We start from the raw sequence: 18,867 nt of genomic DNA, 5'->3' as shown, positions 1-18,867 counted from the left end.
GGTGCGATTGCCGGAACCGGCGCCGTGACGCGCGGGTTATTCGCTCCAGCAACGGGGGCTTTGGATCGTGCCCCCGGATCGGGTGGCACCTTGATGTGGGAGAGCCACCTTGAAGATTATCGCCAAAATCCTGGGCGGCCTTTGTATGGGCGCCGCCGCCATCGCGGTCGCCGCGCCGGCCTCGGCACAGAGCGACGAGATCGTCGTCCAGGGGCATTATGGCCGCGATCTGCAGGACGCTCCGTCGGCTTCGATGCCGGTGAGCTATGCCGATCTCGACCTCACCTCGCCGATCGATCAGGATCGGCTGACCCATCGCATCCAGCATGCCGCGCGCTATCTGTGCGACAAGCTCGGCGAATCGAGCGGCAGCGACGGATTGATGCCATCCTGCGAGCAGGCGGCGGTGTCCGACGCGATGGACCGGATCTGGACGGTGGAGCGTGACGTCGCTCCGCGTGATACGGCGTGGGTTGCGCCGCGCTATTCGCCCGCGGCCTATCCGCAGGATAGCTATCCGGCGGACAGTTACGACGGCTACTGATGCGATAAGAGGGCGTCCGGCAATCCCGGGCGCCCTCAGCCCGTCATGACCTCGGCGAGCTCGTCGGCGGTCAATGCGCGGAGCAGCCGGCAGCCGATATCCTCGCCGATCTGCCAGGCGATATAGGCCCGGCGCCGCATCCCGTTGTTGAAGCGGACGATCACCTTGGTGCCCTTGCGGAGTGCCATCGGCGAATGGCAGCGGAAGCCCGAGGCCGAGATGTTGGTCACTTCGTTGGACAGCGGCAGGCCATCAACCGTTGATACCTCCACCGGCACGCTCACGTCGTAACGCGAGGCGCGACGCCGATCGGATGGAACGGCGACGCTCGGGGTCGGGGCGGGCTGGGCGGGCGCGACTGTCGGCATGGTTACCGTGATAGTCACACCCCATTGAGAAAGGGTGAAGGCGTCCATCAGTCCGGACTGGTTTGTGCGTCCTCGCGATTCCGCTGGCCGATCTCGATCAGCGCGGCGAGGGTGCGGCGCGTCGCCGCGATATCATCGGGGCTGACCCGATTTGCCAGCTCGGCATCGATGCGATCACGCGCCGCCCCCTGCGTCTCTGCCGCCGCCTGGCCGCGCGGGGTGAGCGTGACGATCAGCTTGCGCCGATCCTCGGCATCGATGGTCCGATCGAGATAGCCGCGCAGAACCAGCGTATCGACCAGCTGCCCGGCGGCCTGCTTCGTCACCCGTAATTCGCGGACGAGCTGGCCGATCGTGATGCCCTCCCGATCGATGGCGAGGCCGCCGATGATGTAGAGACCGTTAGCCGGGATATCGTCGTAACCCGCCTCCGCCAGCGCGCGACGCATGGCCTGCCCGTATGTGGCGCGCGCATGTCGCAGCAAGGCGGGCATGACGATCTGATCGTACCAGGGTGTTTCGTCCATGGCGTCCTCCTGAGGACAATATCTTTATAGTCAAGTTACTTGACAGTCAACTAAATTGGAGATGGTTGGACTGGCTCCGTTCATCGCGGGCGCGCTATGATCGCATCATGGCCGAGATAGAAAACATCGTAATCCTCACCGGTGCCGGCATATCGGCGGAAAGCGGCCTCGCGACGTTCCGCGGCCCGGACGGCTTGTGGGAGGGCCGGCGCGTCGAGGAGATCTGCACGCCGGAGGCGCTCGCCGCCGACCGCGGGTTGGTGCTCGATTTCTACGATCAGCGCCGCCGGGCGCTTGGCTCGGTTGAACCGAACGCAGCGCACAAGGCTCTGGCGTTTCTGGACGCGCACTGGCCGGGCGAGCTGCTGATCGTCACCCAGAATGTCGATGATCTGCATGAGCGGGCCGGGGCGGGCCGGATGCTCCACATGCATGGCGAGCTCCTTTCTTCGCTGTGCGCTTCGTGCGGCGAACGCGCGGACTTCGGCGGCGACATGATCGACGGCCCGCGCTGCGTCGCCTGCGGGCAGAACGAGTTGCGCCCCGACATCGTCTTTTTCGGTGAGATGCCCTACGAGATGGAGCGGATCGAGCGCGCGCTCATGCGGGCCGATCTGTTCGTGTCGATCGGCACGTCCGGCGCGGTCTATCCGGCGGCCGGTTTCGTCCAGATCGCGCGGCACGCCAGCGCCGAGACGCTGGAACTCAATCTCGATCCGTCGGCGGGCAGCGTCTATTTCCACGAAACCCGCCTCGGCCCGGCGAGCGCGCTGGTGCCCGCATGGGTGGACGAGCTGCTCACGACCAGCGCAAGCGCCTGAATCCGGATCAATCGCCGTCCCGGCGCGACCAGCCGCCACCGTGGCGGAACAAACCTCGATCAAGCTGAATTGTTTCTCTCGCGCCACCGTCAGGCGCCAAGGGCCGGAAGGGCAGGGTCAATCCCTCCCGGCCTGACAGGGAGGACAGGGATGCACTCTTCAGCCGTTCGTGCGCGTGCGTTGCTTCGTGTCGCGCTGCTCGCTTCCGCCGTCGCCGTGGCGACACCATCGTTCGCGCAAACCACGACAGCCTCGATCCGAGGCACGGTTGCGCACGGTGCCAATGCGCAGATTACCGCCGTGGACACCAACAGCGGCGCATCGCGCCATACCACGGCCGACGCGAATGGCGTCTACACCCTGCCGGGTCTGCGCCCGGGGACGTATGACATCACATTTGCCGCCGGCGCACAGACCACGAAGCAGCAGGTCACCGTCGGCGTCGGCGAGAATTCGACGCTCGACGTGGATGTCGCCCCGCCGCCCCAGACCGCCAACGCAGCGCCCGGTGCGGGCCAGATCGTGGTGACCGGCCGCCGGCTGGTCGAGACGCGCACGTCCGAACTCGGCACCAACGTCACCACCCAGCAGATCCAGAACCTGCCGCAGGCGAGCCGCAACTTCCTCAACTTCGCTCAGCTGGCGCCGGGCGTGCGGGTCAGCAGCAACCCCAATCGCAAGACCTTCTCGGGCGCGGGGGTGAGCCAGGATCCGAACGGCGAGAGCCTGGGCGGGCCGCAGGTCAACGTCTTCATCGACGGCGTCAGCCTGAAATCGGACATCAACCAGGGCGGCATCGTCGGCGGAGACAGCTCCAAGGGCAACCCGTTCCCGCAGGCCGCGGTGCAGGAATTCCGCGTCATCTCGTCCAACTACAAGGCCGAATATGAGGATGCCGGCACTACCGTGATCTCGGCCGTCACCAAGTCGGGCGGCAACGAGTTCCACGGCGAGGCCTTCGGCTTCTTCCAGCTCAACTCGCTGCGGTCGAAGGATTATTTCCAGAAGCAGAATGCGCGTGACGGCATCGCCGACAACAGCGATTTCAGCCAGAAGCAATATGGCGCCTCGCTCGGCGGTCCGATCGTCAAGGACAAGCTGCACTTCTTCGTCGCCTACGAGGCCAATCAGCAGAACAACGTGCAGAGCGTCGTGCTCGGACGCCGGACCGAGCCGGGCGTGCTCGATCAGTTCGGCAAATATGAGGGCACCTTCAACACGCCGTTCCACGAGGATCTCGGCTTCGCCAAGCTGACGCTGGAGGCGACCGAGGCGGACACGATCGATCTGTCCGGCTCGATCCGCAAGGAGAAGGACCTGCAGGGCTTCGGTGGGCAGACCGCGCGTACCGTGGCCTCCGACGTGAAGAACACCGTCTATACCGGTCGCCTGCGCTGGGCTCACAACAAGGGCGACTTCCTGAACGAGGCCTCGATCGATTACCTCTACTTCAAGTTCGCGCCGACGCCGGACGACCCGACCGATGTACAGCAGGCCTACGACCAGACGATCACCATCGGCGGAGCCTCGACCAGCCAGAAGGTCGTGCAGAAGGGCTTCACCCTGCGCGACAACATGACCTTCTCGAACGTCGATTTCCTGGGCGGCAACCATGTGTTCAAGCTGGGCGGCAAGGTCGCCTTCGTCGACTATACGGTGAACAACGACCTCAACGGCAACCCGATCTTCAAGTACCAGAACCGCCCTGATCTGGATGAAGACTTCACCCAGCCCTACGAGGCCAATTACGGCGTCGGCGATCCGACGATCCACGCCAAGGACACCCAGATCGGCGTCTTCGCGCAGGACGATTGGAAGGCGACCGACAAGCTGACCTTCAATATCGGCCTGCGCTGGGATTACGAGACCAATGCCAAGAACAACGATTACGTCACCCCGGCCGATGCGGCGACCGCGCTGCGGAACCTCCAGACCCAGCTCAACGCCGTGGGCGTCACCTCCTTCAAGGCATCCGACTACATTTCCGACGGACACAACCGGAAGCCGTACTGGAAGGAGTTCCAGCCGCGCCTCGGCGTCTCGTACGACATTTTCGGCAACCAGCGCACCGTCGCCTTCATGGGCTGGGGTCGCTATTTCGATCGCACCCTGTTCCGCAACGCGGCCGAGGAGGCGCTCTTCCGCCAGTTCGCCTCGCGCACCTTCGAATTCTCGAAGGACGGCGGCATTCGCGACGGCAAGCAGACGATACAGTGGGATCCCAAATATCTGAGCAAGGACGGGCTCGACGCGCTGATCGCCGACAGCGTCGCCCCGCCGGGCGAACTGCGCATCACCCGCAACGACATGAAGCCGCCGCGCACCGACCAGTTCAGCGTGGGCATCCGCCAGAAGATCGGCCGGCTGATCAACACCTCGATCGCCTACAACCACGTCGTGGCGAAGGATCAGGTCGGCTACTACCCCGTCAACCGGATGCCGACGCCCAATGCCGACGGCGGCTACGACGCGATTCCTGTGCCGGGCTTCGGCGACGTCATCGCGATGACGCAGGCGCGGGCCAGCAAATATGACGGCATGTACGTCACCATCGACAAGGCCTTCACCAAGGCCTCGCCCTGGTCGATCAACATCGCCTACACGCTCTCCTTCTCGAAGGAGCGGGGCTATGCCTTCAACTTCGACCATCCGGACGTGGCGGCGCAGCCGTACCTGCCGAACGCGGGCGACGAGCGGCATCGCGTCGTGATTTCCGGGCTTGCGCAGCTGCCCTGGGACTTCCAGATTTCGACGCTGATGGTATTCGGATCCGGTCAGCCCTATCAGGTGACGGATCAGACCAACGGCCCGGGAGCGTTCCAGACGGTGTCGAATGTGGGCCACACCAAGCCGTTCCGGCAGGTCGATCTGCGCCTGACCAAGGACATCCACCTGTTCGGCCACGACAGGACTGACTTCCAGCTGATCGCGGAGGTGTTCAACGTCTTCAACCGGGCCAATTTCCAGGATTATGACGGCTTCATCCCGACGCCGCCGCAGACCAACAGCAATTTCGGCAATCCGACCGATCTTGCCGGCCCGCCAAGGACCTTTCAGTTCGGTGCGCGTTTCAGCTTCTGATGCAGGATGGAACGGGTGATGGTGGCCGGATCGGCCGGAGGGCGCTGATCGGCGCGGGGCTGGCCGGCCTCGCGGGATGCAGCAACGTCAAGTTCCAGCTGCCGATCGCGATCCGCTCGCCCCTGATCTTCTCCTCGGCGTCGTCCGGCGCGCCGCCGCTGGCGCAGACGCCCGAGGTGGAGGCTTTCCTCGACGACGTGCAGCTGCGCACCTTCGCGTATTTCTGGTGGACCACCGAGCCCAAGCGCGGGCTGGCACCCGATCGCTTCCCCAGCGGCGGCTTCGCCAGCATCGCGTCGATGGGCTTCGCGCTCACCGCCTTCGTGATCGGTGTGGAGCGTGGCTACATCCCGCGCGCGCAGGCTGCGGAGCGCACGCTGACCATGCTGCGCTTCCTCGCCGGCGCCGAACAGGGCGCCAAGCCGGACGGCGTCACCGGCTATCAGGGCTTCTTCTACCACTTCCTCGGCATGAAGGACGGGGTGCGCTTCGGCGGCTGCGAGATTTCGACCGTCGATACCGCGCTGCTGATGATGGGAATCCTGCTCGCCCAGACCTATTACGACCAGCCGCAGGAGAAGGAGATCCGCGACCTCGCGGACAAGCTCTACACGCAGGTCGATTGGCGCTGGGCGATGACCCGCGCGCCCGTCATCGCGCTCGGCTGGACGCCGGAAGGCGAGTTCATCCCCTATGACTGGGTGGCCTATAACGAGGGCATGCTGGTTTACATCCTGGCCCTCGGCGCGCCGGTCTATGGCCTGCCCAAGGAAAGCTGGGACGCGTGGAGCCAGCGCCTGGCCACCTTCTGGACGGACAGCGGCGATCTCTCGATGCTCCGCTTCCCGCCGATGTTCGGCCATCAGTACAGCCACGTCTGGATCGATTTCCGCAAGATCCAGGACGAGTTCATGGCCACCAAGGGCAGCGACTATTTCGAGAACAGCCGCCGTGCGACGATCGCCCAGCGCAACTATGCGCTCGCCAATCCGATGGGCTGGCGTGGCTATGCCTCCGATCAGTTCGGCCTGACCGCCTGCGACGGCCCTGCCGACGTCACGCTCGATTCCGGCGGCGAGCAGCGTGTCTTCCATTCCTACGTGGCGCGCGGCGTCGGTGCGATCGACGACGGTACTATCGCGCCCACGGCGGCGGGCGGTTCGATCCCGTTCGCGCCGGAAATCTGCATCCCGGCGCTGATGGGGATGCGCCAGCGCTACGGCGACACGCTCTATGGTACCTACGGCTTCTTCGACGCCTTCAACCTCAGTTTCCAGGACGAGAAGGCCAAGCTCGATCGCGGCAAGGTGGTGCCGGGCAAGGGCTGGTTCGATACCGACTGGGTGGGGATCGATCAGGGGCCAATTTTGGCGATGATCGAGAATTACCGGACCGGGCTGATCTGGAACATAATGCGGCGCAACCCCTACATCCAGGCGGGGCTGAAGAAGGCCGGGTTCCATGGCGGCTGGCTGGCCGATCTGGCGCCCGCCGCGCCGCAGGCTCCATCCCTGCCACAGGCTCCAGAGGACAAGAAATGACGGGAGAGATCGGGCGCAGGGCCCTGCTGGCTGGCGCCGGCGCGGCGGGTCTGGCGGGGCGGGCTTTCGGGCTGGCGCTGGGGCCGTCGCCCTCGGCCGCGCCGGGCTTCGTCGGCGATCTGATCGCGAAGATGACGCCGGACGAGAAAGCGGGCCAGCTCTCGATCATGGCATCGGCGATCGGCGGCGGGGCGGCGACCAAGCTGAACCCGGTGACCAACACGTCCAACGTGTCCAAGCAGCTCGCCGATGCCCGCGCAGGCCGCATGACGGGCATCTTCAACGGGCAGGGCGCCGATTGGCATCGCCGGCTCCAGCAGGAGGCGGTGAAGAGCCGGCTCGGCATTCCCCTGCTGTTCGCCGCAGACGTGATCCACGGCATGCGCACGGTGTTCCCGGTGCCGCTAGCGGAGGCTGCGAGCTTCGATCCCGATCTCGCGATGCGCACGGCGCGGACGGCTGCCTACGAGGCATCGGCCGCCGGCATCGCGCTAACCTTCGCGCCGATGGTCGACATCGCGCGCGATCAGCGCTGGGGGCGCGGCGTCGAGGCGGCGGGTGAGGACGTGCTGGTCGGCACCCGTTTCGCGGCGGCGCGGGTGAAGGGCTTCCAGGGTGAGAGTCTTGCTCGCGACGACGCGGTCGCCGCCTGCGCCAAGCATTTCGCCGCCTACGGCGCGGGCGAGGCGGGGCTGGATTACAACAGTGTCGACATTTCAGAGCGGACGCTGCGCGAGGTCTATTTCCCGCCCTTCCAGTCGGCGCTGGGCGCCGGGGCTGCGTCGCTGATGCCTTCGTTCAACGAGATCGACGGCATACCCTCCTCGGGAAACCGCTGGCTGCTTTCGGACGTATTGCGCGGCGAGTGGAATTTCCGCGGCCTCGTGATCTCCGATTACACCGCCGACGAGGAGATGATCGCCGCCGGCTTTGCCAAGGATGGGCGCGATGCGGCGAAGAAGGCGATCCTCGCCGGTGTGGACGTCAGCATGCAGAGCGGCCTCTACCAGAAACACCTGCCGGACCTCGTGAAATCCGGTGAGGTGCCGATGGCGCGGGTGGACGACGCGGTGCGGCGCGTGCTGGAGCTGAAGGTCCGGCTCGGCCTGTTCGACGATCCGTTCAACCGGCTGGGGCCGGGGCGCGAGCAGCAGCGCATCTTGACCCCCATCGCCCGCGATCTGGCGCGCGAGGCGGCACAGCGATCAATGGTGCTGCTCAAGAATCAAGGTGGCGTCCTCCCGCTGAAGGCGGATGGCGCGCAGACCATCGCGCTGATCGGCCCGCATGCCGCCGGTCCGCATGACCTGATAGGCCCATGGAACGTCTATGGCGACGACGCGCAGGCGATCGATCTCGCCACGGGCCTGCGCGCCGCGATGCGCGATCCGGCGCGGCTGACGGTGACTGCGGGATCGGATGTCGAGAAACCGATCGCCGGCGGCATCGAGACCGCCGTGGCGGCGGCGCGGGCGGCGGACGTCGTGCTGCTCGCGATTGGCGAGAGCCAGGAAATGTCCGGCGAGGCGCAGTCGCGCACGGAGGTTGTGCTGCCCTGGCCGCAGCAGCGGCTCGCCGAGGCGGTAGTGGCGACGGGCAAGCCGGTGATCGTCATCCTCAAGAATGGCCGGGCGCTGGCGCTGGAGGGTGCGGTGCTGGATGCGCAGGCGATCCTCGTCACCTGGTTTCTCGGCACCGAGACCGGCCATGCCCTCGCCGACATCCTGTTCGGCACCGTCTGCCCTTCGGGGCGGCTTCCTGTCAGCTTCCCTTACGAGAGCGGGCAGGAGCCGCTGCACTACGATCACAAGCCCACCGGCCGCCCTGCGCCGGAAGGGCCGCGCCAGCCCTTCAAGGCACAGTATCGCACGGCGCCCGATGCCGCGCGCTTCGCCTTCGGTCATGGCCTCACCTACGGCGAGATCGATTATTCGGGCCTCGAGCTCGGCGGTGGCAAGCTGGCCGGCGAAGGCCTCATCATCTCGGCCGAGATCCGCAATCACGGCGACCGCTCCGCCGAGGAGGTGGTGCAACTCTACGTCCACCCCCGCGTCTCCGGCATCACCCAGCCGGTGCGCCGCCTGATCGACTGGCAGCGGGTGAAGCTCGCGCCGGGCGGATCGGCGAAGGTCCGCTTCACCATTACCCGCGAGATGCTCATGCGGCTCGGGCCGGACCTGAAACCCGCCGTCGAGCCCGGCACCATCGACATCTGGATCGCGCCGTCCGCACAGGATGGCCTCAAGGGAACGTTCGAGCTGAGCTAGCGGGGAACGAGGGAGGCCGCCGTTCATTGGAGGGCGATCGGCTAGTCGGAGATTATCATGCACACCACCTTGAGCGGCGAAAACATGCTGATCGCCTTTCTGATCTGGATCATCATCGGCGCGATCATCGGCTGGCTGGCCGGGCTGCTGGTGCAGGGGGGCGGCTTCGGCTTCATCGCCGATGCGCTGATCGGCATCTTCGGATCGGTGCTGGCGGGCTGGCTGTTTCCGAGCCTCGGGCTGGAGATCGGGCACGGCCTGATCGGATCGGTGCTCGCCTCCGTGGTGGGCGCGGCGATCGTCGTGCTGGTGGTCCGGTTGCTGAGGCGGATCTAGGCGCCGAACAGCGGGCGGAGCATTCCGCCGATCTGGGCGCCGTGGCACATGGCGACGTGGCGCGCGGCGAAAACCAGCGCGAACATCAGCGCGAAGTCGCCCGCGACCAGGCCACCACGATCGCGGGTGAATCGGCTTACACTGCGCATGGCGGGCACCTCCGATCCCGGTTTTGCGGGCAACAGGGTTAATTGCGGGTAAACCACGTGCACAGCTGGACGCGAGAGGAATGCTTGAGCCGGCGTTAACGCTTCGGGGTCCGACGGCTCATCCGTTAGCTGAGGTTTTCCGGGCTTTCGGATTTCACGGGCGGGAAATTTACCCGATCTTTACCACGCCGGTTGATAGTCGCCGCAGTCGGGGGACGACCGGCGAGTAAGGATTATGACCTACACCATCGACGACGTCATCGCGAAGATGACCACGCAGGAACTGGAGCAGGCGCTCGACACCGCGCTGGAGGATGTGGACAGCCGCCTCGTCTGGCGTTTGATCGACGAGATCGAGCGGCGCGACCACGACAGGTCGCTCTGATCCACCGCCTCAGGACTTGAGATAGCGATCGAACCAGGCGAGCCAGCGTTCCGCGCGGTCCTTGAGGAAGCTCGGCCGCGTGAAGCCGTGATATTCGCCGGGATAGATAATCAGCTGCGTGTCGATGCCCCGGCTCTTCAGCGCCTGGTACATCTGTTCGCTGTTGAGCAGCGGCACGTTGAAATCCTTGTCGCCCGCCATGAACAATGTCGGTGTGACGATCCGGTCGTTATGATAGAAGGGATAGGAGTTGCGGAGCCAGACATCCATGTGCTCCCACGGCTTGCCCATCTCCATCTCGTAATCGCGGATATACTGGTCGGTGCCGTAGCCGGCGAGGATGTTGGAGATGCCCGCGCCGCTCGCCGCCGCCTTGAAGCGGGTATCCGACGCGATGACGTAGTTGGTGAGCATCGCGCCGTAGCTCCAGCCCGCCACACCGAGGCGGTTCGGATCGGCGATGCCCTTCGCCACCGCATCGTCCACGGCCGACAGCGCGTCGGGCACGGCGGGGCCGCCCCAATCGGCGTAGAGCGCCTTGGCGTAATCCTGCCCGCGCCCGGTCGATCCGCGCGGATTGGTCGCGACGACGATGTAGCCGTGTCCGGCGAAGAGCTGCCAGCGCTCCTCGAACCCGGCATCGAACTGCGATTGCGGGCCACCATGGTTGACGAGGATGGTCGGCAGCTTGCTGGCGGAGGAGACGCCCGGCGGCAGGATCAGGAAGCCGTGAACCTCGGTGCCGTCCCTGCTGCGCAGCACCGTGCGCGTGACGGTGCCGAGCGCGACCTCCCTGAGCCAGCCGTCGTTGGCGTGGCTGAGCTCGCGGAGACTGGTGCCTTCCAGCGCATAGACTTCGTCCGGTGACGACGGCGTGGAGAGAAGCACGGCCATGCGCCCTTTTGGGCCGCCGCCGGGCGCATGGATCAGCCGGAAGCCGCCCACCACCGGCTTCACCGGGCCACCTGCCGCCGATACTTCGGCGATGCGCGACGTCTCGTCATCTTCCACCGAGAAACGGAGCGATCGGCTGTCCGCCGACCAGACCGGATCGTTGACGTTACGATCGAGCGCCGCGGTGACGACGTGCGGCGTGCCTCCGGCGGCCGGGATCACCGCAAGATGGCGGACGCCGTAGGAGAACAGCTCGACCGGGCCACCCTGCAGATAGGCGATGCTCCGGCCATCCGGGCTCCAGGCGGGGTGGCTGCCCCATTCGGGATCGTTGTCGGCTCCTGCATAGGTGGTGAGCTGATGGGGCTCGGCGGGCGCGCCGCCAACGCTCACAGTGAACAGATTGAAGTCGTAGCTGCGATCGGGATCGGGCAGGCGCTTGGAGCTGAATGCGATGCTTCGCCCGTCCGGCGACCATGCCGGCAGATATTCGTCATAATCGCCCGTCGTCGCGCGCCGCATGGTCTGCGTGGCAAGATCGTAGAGCCACAGCCGATGGCGCTGCCGGCCGAGATAGCCGGTGATGTCTTCCTTGAACTGAAAGCGATCGATCACGATCGGCTTGGGCGGCTTCCCGTCCTTCTTGACCGACGCCACGGCGGCAGGCTTGGCCTCGGGCTTTTGCGGCGTTCCGGCCGCCGGCGCCGCGGCGGTACCGGCTTCGGCGGCGGCATTGGCCTTCTCGTTCGGATCGGGATCCTTGACGATCAGCGCGATCGTCTTCGCATCCGGCGACCAGGCGATATCCTCGACCGATCCCTCGATCCCCGGCAGCTTGCGGCCTTCGCCGCCGGCGCGGTCCATCAGCCAGAGCTGATCGTCGTCATGCTCGTCGCCGCGCCCGGAAATGAAGGCGATCCAGTGGCCGTCTGGCGAGAAGCGCGGGCTGCTCTCGCTCTCGGCCTTGCGGCCGGTGAGCTGGACGGTGCGAGCGCCGTCCCAACTCGTCATCCATAGGTGGGTGAAGCGCTTGTCCGCCTCTACGTCGGTGGTCTCGACGCTGTAGGCGACCCATTCCCCCTTGGGGTCGACCTGGGGATCGGATACCGCCGCCATCCGGGCCAGATCGTCCGGCCCGAATGGGTGGGTGGCGTGGGCCGGCAGCGCCGCGCTCGCGAGCAGGATCGCTGCCAGCCCCCGCACGGCGATCAATCCACCCAGATGTGCACGCGCTGGTCCGGCGGCAGATAGAGCTTGTCGCCGGGCTTCACGTCGAACGCCTTGTACCAGGGATCGAAGTTGCGGAGGATGCCGTTGGTCCGATACTCGCCGGGGCTGTGCGGATCGGCGAGCAGCTGTGCACGCAGCGTGCCCTCGCGCTCCTTCTCCTGCCAGTGGAAGGCGAAGGAGAGCAGGAAGCGCTGATCGGCGGTGTAGCCGTCCTTCACGCCCGGATCGCCATGCGTCGCGACGTAGCGGCGCCACGCACCCCACGCCATCTCCAGCCCGCCGAGATCGCCGACATTCTCGCCCATCGTCAGCTCGCCCTTGATGTGCGTGCCGGGGATGGGCTCGTAGCTGTCGAACTGCTTGCCCAGCATGGCGGTGCGCGCCTTGAACTTGTCCTCGGCTTCCTTCGACCACCAGTTGCGGACCTTGCCGGTGCCGTCGAACTGGCTGCCCTGATCGTCGAAGCCGTGGCCCATCTCGTGGCCGATCACCGATCCGATCGCGCCGTAATTCACTGCCGGATCGGCGTTGGGATCGAAGAAGCTCGGCTGCAGGATCGCCGCCGGGAAGGTGATCTGGTTCTGGGTGGGGTCGTAATAGGCGTTCACCTCCTGCGGGGTCATGTCCCACAAGGTGCGGTCGATCGGCTTGGGGAAGCGCGAGAGCTGCAGGTTCCACTCGAACTTCTCGGAACGCGTCGCATTGCCGAGCAGATCGCCGCGATCCACCTTGAAGCTGGAATAATCGATATACTTCACCGGGTGGCCGACGCGCGGGTCGAAGGCGGCTAGCTTGTCGAGCGCCTGCTTGCGGGTGGCGTCGTCCATCCAGGCGAGGTGGGTCAGTTCCTGGTTGAGCGAAGCCTCGAGATTGCCGATCATCTCCTTGATCTGGCGGTCGCTCTCGGCCGGGTAATGCTGCTCGACGTAGATCTTGCCGACCGCCTCGCCGAGCATCGAATCGACCAGGCGGACGCCGCGCTTCCATCGCGCCTTCTGCTCGGGCTGGTCGTAGAGCGTCTTGTTGAAGAAGTTGAAGCGCGCATCGTCGAACGCCTTGGGCAGATACGACGCGTGATCGCTGATGAAGTGGAAGGCGACGTAGTCCTTCCAGGTATCGAGCGGGGTCGAGCCCAGAAGCTTGCCGGCATCCGTCACCGCGCTCGGCTCGATCACGATCACGTTGGTGACCGAGCCGAGGCCAGCCGTCTTCAGGAAATCGGGCCAGGCAAATTGCGGGGCCAACGCCTGCAGCTTGGCGACCGACATCGGGTTGTTGATCGCTTTGATGTCGCGATCCTGCTCGGGTGTCCATTGCGAGGTCGCCATCGCGGTTTCGAGCGCGACGATCCTGTCTGCGCGCGCCGCCGCATTGGAGAAGCCGGCCAGCGTGAGCACCTGCGCGACATAAGCGCGGAACGCGGTGCGATAGGCGTCGTATTTCTCGCCCTTGAGCAGATAGTAGTCGCGCGTCGGCATGGTCAGGCCGCCCTGACCGATGGCGACGGTGTAATGGCCGGGATTGTTGAAATCGGCGGTGATCCCCGCGCCCGCCGGGCCGGCGAAGCCGGGTTCGGCCATCAGCATGGCGAGATCGTGCTTGTCCTTCAGCGCGGCGATGCGGGTGAGGTACGGCTTGAGCGGCGCGGTGCCGAGCTTCTCGATCGCGGCCTGATCCATCCAGCTCGCATAGAGATCGCCGATCTGCTTCTCGATCGGGCCGTTCGGGCGAGCCTCGCTCTGCTCGGCGATGGCGCGGACCTGCACCTCGGCCTCGTCGGCGAGCAGGGTGAAGGCGTCCATCGAGACGTGGTCGGCAGGCAGTTGCACGGTGTCGAGCCAGTGGCCGTTGACGTAGCGATAGAAATCGTCGCCCGGCTTTACGCTGGTATCGCGATCCGTGAGCTTCACGCCCCACGGCGCGAACTTTGGCGCGGTCTGGGCGGCCAGCGGCGTGGCGAGCGCAACGATGGATACGGCGAGCAGTGCCGAGCGACGCATGCGATTGATCCTCCGGAAGAAACCCCTCGCCGCAAGCTAGGCCGAGGCCCTGCGGTTTGGCAAATGTATTATTGAAGCAATACGCTTCAGGGGCGCGCCGGGATTGTCACGCCGCGCTGCACGGCTGGCCGCGCGACGCAGCGATCGAGCCAGCCGGGCACGTGCTTCAGCGCATCATAATCCGTGATCTCGCGCGCCTCGTAGAAGCCGATCAGGTTGCGCACCCAACCGAGCAGCGCGATATCGACCATGCCGTATTCCTCGCCCATCATATAGGCGCGGCTGGACAGCCGATCGTCGAGCACGCCGAGCAGACGCTTGGTTTCCGCAAGGTAACGGTCGCGCGGGCGCTTATCTTCATACTCCTTGCCGGCGAAGCGGTGGAAGAAACCGAGCTGGCCGAACATCGGGCCGACCGCCGCCATCTGGAAGAAAATCCACTGCAGCGCCTCGTAGCGTTGGGCCGGGTCGATCGGCATCAGCTTGCCCGTCTTGTCGGCGAGGTAGATCAGGATCGCCCCGCTCTCGAACAGGCCGATCGGCTTTCCGCCGGGGCCGTCCGGATCGATGATCGCCGGGATCTTGCCGTTGGGGTTGAGCGAGAGATATTCGGGCGTCCACGTCTCGTTCCTGCCGATGTCGATCGCGTGCGGTTCGTAGGGAAGCTCCAGTTCCTCCAGCGCGATGCTGACCTTCACGCCGTTGGGCGTCGGCAGCGAATAGAGCTGGATGACGTCCGGCCGCTGCGCAGGCCATTTCGCGGTGACGGGGAAGGCGGACAGGTCGGCCATGACGAGACTCCGATGGTTTCGGCTTCGTCATGTCGGGCGGCACCTCGCGATTGGCAAGCGACGGTGGTGCGGCACCGTATTATTACCGTGCCAGGTTGCAATGCATCCGTTACAATTAGACTTGTCGGGAAGCGGGTCGATGGGAGTAAGCAGTAGAAAACAGGACCGTGGGAGAGGCACATGTTGGTTCTGATAGACTATCTGCGCCTGTCCAGGGTGCGGCGGCGTGAGGCGCGGCGGGAAGCGGGGCTGCTCGTCCATGAACATGGCGAGGATGCGATACAGGTCGTGCGCCGGAAAATGGCCGATCCGGCGCGATCGGTTTCACGGAGCGAGCTGCGCCTGACGCTTCACCATGTCCGCGAGCTGCTCAAGGCGCGACGCAAGAGGCCGCAGTCGCGCCGGCGGCGCTCCTAGAAGAACAGCTTGCGGATGCTCAGCTTGATCGTCCGCCCCATCGGATCGAGATAGGCCGGCTGATAGCTGAGCGGCGTGTCGCCGTTGGCATCGCGGACATGCTGACGGCTGTCGGTGATGTTGTTGATCGACAGCGTCACCCGCATGCCGCGCGCCCATTTGTGCTTCATCAGTGCCGGGTTCTGCCCGAGATCCGCGAAGATCCGCAGGTTGGCGGTGGCGAGCGACGAGAAATGCAGATCGCCGGTCGCGCTGTCGGTGCCGCCGTTCACGGTGGTGGCGCTCTGCCATTCGCCGGTGAGGCGGACGCCGATGCCGTTGTTGGTCGCGCCGAGCTGGACGTCGATCTGGTGGCGTGGCTGGCCGCCGCCCGAGCCCGAAGTGCCGCCGTCGAGCAGATCGAGCGTCGGCCCGCCGGGGCGCGTCAGGATGTCGTCGCGAAAATACCAGGTGTGGTAGATCGAGAGCTGGAGCCGTCCGCCGCCGCCTCCAAAGCCGCCGCCGCGTCCACCGCCGCCGCCGAATCCTCCACGGCCTCCTCCGCCACCGCCTCGGCCGCCAGCGGAGCCTCCGCCGTTGCCGCCGCCGGGCGACGGAGCATTGCGATCTCCGGCGGCCGTGCCACCGCTGCCACCCTGAGGCGGCGGAGGCGCATCGCCACCGCCGGGCGGACGCCGGAAAGCACCGGATTCGCGCAGCGCGCGGAAGGCATCGATCACCTTCTTCGAGGTCTTCAGCTTCTGCGTGAAGTTCAGGCCCCAGCGCAGCTCCTCGCGCCGCTCGCGGTAGAGATTGACCGGGCGGACGTCGATCGCGGTCAGGTCCCCGTCGTCATCGCGCGTGAAGCGATCGGGAAAGGCCTCCTCGATCGCCGCGGTGGGGGAGGGCAAGGCCGCGATCGCGTTGCGGATCGTCGAATGGATATAGTTGGCGGTGAAGGTGAGGTCGGTCTTCGCGAAGGGCTTCAGCGTCAGGCCGACCTTCTCGACATGGCGGCTGTCGGCCTTCAGGTCCGGGTTGCCCCCGGCGATCTCGGTGACGTCGACCGTCTGGCCGGTGCGATAGTCGAAGACGCGCGCACCCGGCGTCGCGATCACCGGATTGCCGAGCTGCTGGATGGTCGGCGCGCCGCGATCGTGGGTGGCTGACGCGATGAAGGTGATGCCGTCGCGCGGCGTCCAGTTGGCGCCGTAGCCCAGCGTCCAGAGCGTGCCGAAATCCGAAAGTTGATCCACCGCTACGTTGGCGTTGGCGGTGAGATCGCCGATCGCGCCCAGTACATGATGCTTGCGGCTGGTCAGCGGTAGATCGAAGTTGAACTGCGCGCTGCCGTCGCGCCGCGAGAGGCTGGTCTCCTGCGTCTCACCCAAGCGGCTCGATGTCGAATGGAAACCGCTGGCGGTCAGGCCGAGCTTCACGGTTGTCGAGAAGGGGCCGGCCGGAAGATCGAACAGCGGCCCGGTGCCGACGAACTGCACGTTGCCGCTGTTCGACACGCCGCGCGCCTTCGTGGTCAGCGTGCCGCCGATCAGGCTCGCCGGAATGGTGCCGAACAGGTTGAGCGTCGGATCACCGGACGCCAGCGCATCGTTCAGATCGCCGATATCGGTGCCGGTCTGTGTGTGCGTCAGCGTCTCGGCATAGTCGTAGTTGGCGGTGAAATTCAGCCGCCACTTCGCCACATCGGCATTGAGCGTGCCGCCGAGATGCCCGGAGATCGACTGTGTCCGCTGCCTCAGCGGATCGCTGCCGAGATAGCGGTAGAGCGCGATATCCTCGCCGAACGGATTGAACGGATCGGTCGAAGGCACCAGCAGGTTGGAGCCGGCCAGCCCCCGCAATGCGTCGCTCTGGCTCGCATCGAACGTGCCGTTGAGCGTGCCGTTGATCTTGCGCGAGAAGGGGTGCGCCAGCACCGCGTTGAGCGTCGCTTCCTTGGTGGCGGGCGTCAGCGTGCGATAAGGCGAGATGTCGGTGGTGTTGGCGACGCCGGCGTTGAAGTCGCCGAGCGTCGGCGTGCCGCTCGCCGCACCCGGGCCGACGCCTGCGACGCTCGCCCCGCCGAGCGCATCGAGACTGCCGTCCGATGCGACGACGTTGCCGATACGATCATAGGGCCGCCCGGTTGCGCGCGAGACCAGATCGCGGTCGCTTTCCAGCAGGCTGTCGGCGCCCTGAACCTTGGCGTCGATATTGAGGCGGTCGTCGCCATGGATGCGGGTCAGCGTGAAATCGCCAAGGCCGTTCGTGCCGCCGCCATCGGTGGAAGTGGCGCCGTTGCCCTCCACCGTCAGCGCGCGAAAGCGGCGGCGCAGCACGATGTTCACCACCTTCTGATCGGCCGAATAGCCGTATTTGAGCGCGACCTCCTCCGGCAGGATGTCGACACGCAGGATCGCCTCGGTCGGCAGGTCGCGGATTTCCGAGAAGCTTGAGATGCGCCGCCCGTTGAGCAGCACTGCCGGCGCCTCGCCGCCGCGCCCGCGCACCGAGGTGATTTCGGGCGCCAGCTCGTTGAGCAGGTCCGCGACGGAGCTCACGCCATAAGCGCGGATATCGGCGGGGCCATATTGCAGCTCGGGCGGGATGTCGCCGACCACCGCGCCGGGCAGCGCCTGATGGACGCCGTTGACGACGATCTCCTGATCGACATTGTCGGGCGCGGGCGCATCCTGCGCGAATGCCGGGTGGCAGGCCGCCAACGCCCCGAGCGCCACCGACAGGCGCCAATACCCCTTGTACACGATCGTCTTTCCCGCCCTTTGAACGGTGCGCCCCTAGCATGTTGTCCGTCGCACTCGATTGCATCGCTGCAAGAGAGGCGGAAACCTGCGGGAAACGTCAGGAAGCCGGGGCGGGCGGGGGCGGCGGTGCGGGCGGCGTGATCGGCGTATTGGTCCGCCGCGCGGAGATGATCTTGATGGGGGCGGCGATGATCTGGTTGGCCATGCCGTCGGCCTTGCCCTTGTTCGGATCGGTCGGTGCGTCGAGGATCCTGCGGGCGATGTCCATGCCCTGCACGACCCTGCCGAACACCGCATAGCCCGGTTGCGTGGCGGTCGCGTCCATCGAGGGTGAGGCACCGACCATGATGAAGAAATCGCCCCGCGCGGTGCCGGGCGCATTCATCGCCATCGAGATCGCGCCGTCGACATGGCTGAGCCCGGTCTTGGTGGTCGGCTCGTGCCTGATCGGGGGGAAGGCTTTCTTCGGATCCTGCCCGATGCCGCCCTGCACCAGCCCGAAGCCGTCCGCCACCTTCACGGTGCGGTAGAAGGTCGTGCCGTCGAAGCGTTTCGCATCGACATAATGGAGGAAGTTGGCGGTGGTGATCGGCGCCTTGTCCTTCTCCAGCGCGAGGATGATCGGCCCCTCGCTGGTGGTGAGCGTGACTTGCACGGTCGCGGCGGGCGTGGGCGCGGCGGCGGGTGCGGTCGGTGTCGGAGCCGTCTGGGCGAAGGCGGCACCGGCGACCAGCGCGGCGAGGGGGAGGGCGAGTCTGCGGATCATGGCCGC

General features: G+C 66.0%; 16 protein-coding genes. 8 read left to right on the top strand and 8 right to left on the bottom strand.

Translation table 11 applies throughout. The features are described from left to right. The first annotated feature begins 109 nt into the window (after nucleotides 1-109). A complete protein-coding gene (locus tag HZF05_RS18135; protein WP_160363906.1) occupies nucleotides 110-544 on the top strand; it encodes a UrcA family protein in 435 nt (144 codons plus the stop codon). A 35-nt stretch (nucleotides 545-579) separates the two neighbouring features. Here HZF05_RS18135 and HZF05_RS18130 read toward each other — a convergent pair whose 3' ends face one another. Both HZF05_RS18130 and HZF05_RS18125 read right to left on the bottom strand, forming a co-directional pair. Next, a complete protein-coding gene (locus HZF05_RS18130; protein ID WP_160363905.1) occupies nucleotides 580-960 on the bottom strand; it encodes a PilZ domain-containing protein in 381 nt (126 codons plus the stop codon). Further along, nucleotides 960-1,439 carry a MarR family winged helix-turn-helix transcriptional regulator gene (locus tag HZF05_RS18125; RefSeq protein ID WP_160363904.1) on the bottom strand — a complete coding sequence of 160 codons (480 nt, stop codon included), beginning with the start codon at nucleotides 1,437-1,439 and terminating at the stop codon, nucleotides 960-962. The genes HZF05_RS18130 and HZF05_RS18125 overlap by 1 nt, the downstream gene beginning before the upstream one ends. 107 nt (nucleotides 1,440-1,546) lie before the next feature. On the opposite strand from HZF05_RS18125, the gene HZF05_RS18120 reads away from it, so the two are divergent. From HZF05_RS18120 to HZF05_RS18100, 5 genes are all read left to right on the top strand, one after another. Then, nucleotides 1,547-2,260 (top strand): NAD-dependent deacylase, encoded by a 714-nt coding sequence (locus HZF05_RS18120; RefSeq protein ID WP_160363903.1) that lies wholly within the window; start codon nucleotides 1,547-1,549, stop codon nucleotides 2,258-2,260. A 150-nt stretch (nucleotides 2,261-2,410) separates the two neighbouring features. After that, nucleotides 2,411-5,341, top strand: a complete 2,931-nt coding sequence (locus HZF05_RS18115; protein WP_160363902.1) for a TonB-dependent receptor — start codon at nucleotides 2,411-2,413, stop codon at nucleotides 5,339-5,341. Next, nucleotides 5,341-6,882 carry a glucoamylase family protein gene (locus HZF05_RS18110; protein WP_160363901.1) on the top strand — a complete coding sequence of 514 codons (1,542 nt, stop codon included), beginning with the start codon at nucleotides 5,341-5,343 and terminating at the stop codon, nucleotides 6,880-6,882. The genes HZF05_RS18115 and HZF05_RS18110 overlap by 1 nt, the downstream gene beginning before the upstream one ends. Then, a complete protein-coding gene (locus HZF05_RS18105) occupies nucleotides 6,879-9,149 on the top strand; it encodes a glycoside hydrolase family 3 N-terminal domain-containing protein (RefSeq protein WP_160363900.1) in 2,271 nt (756 codons plus the stop codon). The genes HZF05_RS18110 and HZF05_RS18105 overlap by 4 nt, the downstream gene beginning before the upstream one ends. A gap of 57 nt (nucleotides 9,150-9,206) precedes the next feature. Further along, nucleotides 9,207-9,485 (top strand): GlsB/YeaQ/YmgE family stress response membrane protein, encoded by a 279-nt coding sequence (locus HZF05_RS18100; protein ID WP_220129908.1) that lies wholly within the window; start codon nucleotides 9,207-9,209, stop codon nucleotides 9,483-9,485. Here the strand turns inward: HZF05_RS18100 and HZF05_RS18095 are convergent. Further along, the gene (locus HZF05_RS18095) at nucleotides 9,482-9,634 is read right to left on the bottom strand and encodes a hypothetical protein (RefSeq protein WP_160363899.1); all 153 of its coding nucleotides are present in this window, start codon (nucleotides 9,632-9,634) and stop codon (nucleotides 9,482-9,484) included. The genes HZF05_RS18100 and HZF05_RS18095 overlap by 4 nt on opposite strands. A gap of 235 nt (nucleotides 9,635-9,869) precedes the next feature. On the opposite strand from HZF05_RS18095, the gene HZF05_RS18090 reads away from it, so the two are divergent. Continuing rightward, complete coding sequence (locus tag HZF05_RS18090) at nucleotides 9,870-10,019, top strand: hypothetical protein (protein ID WP_160363898.1); 150 nt, start codon at nucleotides 9,870-9,872, stop codon at nucleotides 10,017-10,019. A gap of 9 nt (nucleotides 10,020-10,028) precedes the next feature. On the opposite strand, the gene HZF05_RS18085 is transcribed toward HZF05_RS18090, so the two are convergent. The 3 genes from HZF05_RS18085 to HZF05_RS18075 form a co-directional block, all read right to left on the bottom strand. Next, nucleotides 10,029-12,116: a prolyl oligopeptidase family serine peptidase gene (locus tag HZF05_RS18085; RefSeq protein ID WP_160363897.1), complete on the bottom strand. Its 2,088-nt coding sequence runs from the start codon at nucleotides 12,114-12,116 to the stop codon at nucleotides 10,029-10,031. A gap of 5 nt (nucleotides 12,117-12,121) precedes the next feature. After that, entirely contained in the window at nucleotides 12,122-14,143 is a 2,022-nt protein-coding gene (locus tag HZF05_RS18080) for a M13 family metallopeptidase (RefSeq protein WP_160363896.1), read from the bottom strand. Nucleotides 14,144-14,229: 86 nt separating this feature from the next. After that, the gene (locus HZF05_RS18075) at nucleotides 14,230-14,934 is read right to left on the bottom strand and encodes a glutathione S-transferase N-terminal domain-containing protein (protein ID WP_160363895.1); all 705 of its coding nucleotides are present in this window, start codon (nucleotides 14,932-14,934) and stop codon (nucleotides 14,230-14,232) included. Nucleotides 14,935-15,114: 180 nt separating this feature from the next. Here HZF05_RS18075 and HZF05_RS18070 point away from each other — a divergent pair, with 180 nt between their 5' ends. Continuing rightward, nucleotides 15,115-15,351 carry a hypothetical protein gene (locus HZF05_RS18070; RefSeq protein WP_160363894.1) on the top strand — a complete coding sequence of 79 codons (237 nt, stop codon included), beginning with the start codon at nucleotides 15,115-15,117 and terminating at the stop codon, nucleotides 15,349-15,351. On the opposite strand, the gene HZF05_RS18065 is transcribed toward HZF05_RS18070, so the two are convergent. Beyond that, entirely contained in the window at nucleotides 15,348-18,095 is a 2,748-nt protein-coding gene (locus tag HZF05_RS18065) for a TonB-dependent receptor (RefSeq protein WP_181638911.1), read from the bottom strand. The two genes, HZF05_RS18070 and HZF05_RS18065, sit on opposite strands and share 4 nt — an antisense overlap. A 97-nt stretch (nucleotides 18,096-18,192) precedes the next feature. Then, the gene (locus tag HZF05_RS18060; RefSeq protein WP_160363893.1) at nucleotides 18,193-18,861 is read right to left on the bottom strand and encodes a peptidylprolyl isomerase; all 669 of its coding nucleotides are present in this window, start codon (nucleotides 18,859-18,861) and stop codon (nucleotides 18,193-18,195) included. Nucleotides 18,862-18,867: the final 6 nt, after the last annotated feature.

It is taken from the genome of Sphingomonas chungangi, assembly GCF_013778325.1.
GTDB lineage: Bacteria > Pseudomonadota > Alphaproteobacteria > Sphingomonadales > Sphingomonadaceae > Solisphingomonas > Solisphingomonas chungangi.
The sequence above is the reverse complement of the archived record's forward strand: the minus strand, read 5'-3'. Positions and strand labels throughout refer to the sequence as shown.

What these genes read in the sequence shown, in the direction of transcription:
- HZF05_RS18060 (WP_160363893.1), bottom strand. Translation starts at nt 18,861, where the DNA reads ATGATCCGCAGACTCGCCCTCCCCCTCGCCGCGCTGGTCGCCGGTGCC.
- HZF05_RS18090 (WP_160363898.1), top strand. Translation starts at nt 9,870, where the DNA reads ATGACCTACACCATCGACGACGTCATCGCGAAGATGACCACGCAGGAA.
- HZF05_RS18120 (WP_160363903.1), top strand. Translation starts at nt 1,547, where the DNA reads ATGGCCGAGATAGAAAACATCGTAATCCTCACCGGTGCCGGCATATCG.
- HZF05_RS18105 (WP_160363900.1), top strand. Translation starts at nt 6,879, where the DNA reads ATGACGGGAGAGATCGGGCGCAGGGCCCTGCTGGCTGGCGCCGGCGCG.
- HZF05_RS18070 (WP_160363894.1), top strand. Translation starts at nt 15,115, where the DNA reads ATGTTGGTTCTGATAGACTATCTGCGCCTGTCCAGGGTGCGGCGGCGT.
- HZF05_RS18110 (WP_160363901.1), top strand. Translation starts at nt 5,341, where the DNA reads ATGCAGGATGGAACGGGTGATGGTGGCCGGATCGGCCGGAGGGCGCTG.
- HZF05_RS18115 (WP_160363902.1), top strand. Translation starts at nt 2,411, where the DNA reads ATGCACTCTTCAGCCGTTCGTGCGCGTGCGTTGCTTCGTGTCGCGCTG.
- HZF05_RS18080 (WP_160363896.1), bottom strand. Translation starts at nt 14,143, where the DNA reads ATGCGTCGCTCGGCACTGCTCGCCGTATCCATCGTTGCGCTCGCCACG.
- HZF05_RS18125 (WP_160363904.1), bottom strand. Translation starts at nt 1,439, where the DNA reads ATGGACGAAACACCCTGGTACGATCAGATCGTCATGCCCGCCTTGCTG.
- HZF05_RS18095 (WP_160363899.1), bottom strand. Translation starts at nt 9,634, where the DNA reads ATGCGCAGTGTAAGCCGATTCACCCGCGATCGTGGTGGCCTGGTCGCG.
- HZF05_RS18100 (WP_220129908.1), top strand. Translation starts at nt 9,207, where the DNA reads ATGCACACCACCTTGAGCGGCGAAAACATGCTGATCGCCTTTCTGATC.
- HZF05_RS18075 (WP_160363895.1), bottom strand. Translation starts at nt 14,934, where the DNA reads ATGGCCGACCTGTCCGCCTTCCCCGTCACCGCGAAATGGCCTGCGCAG.
- HZF05_RS18130 (WP_160363905.1), bottom strand. Translation starts at nt 960, where the DNA reads ATGGACGCCTTCACCCTTTCTCAATGGGGTGTGACTATCACGGTAACC.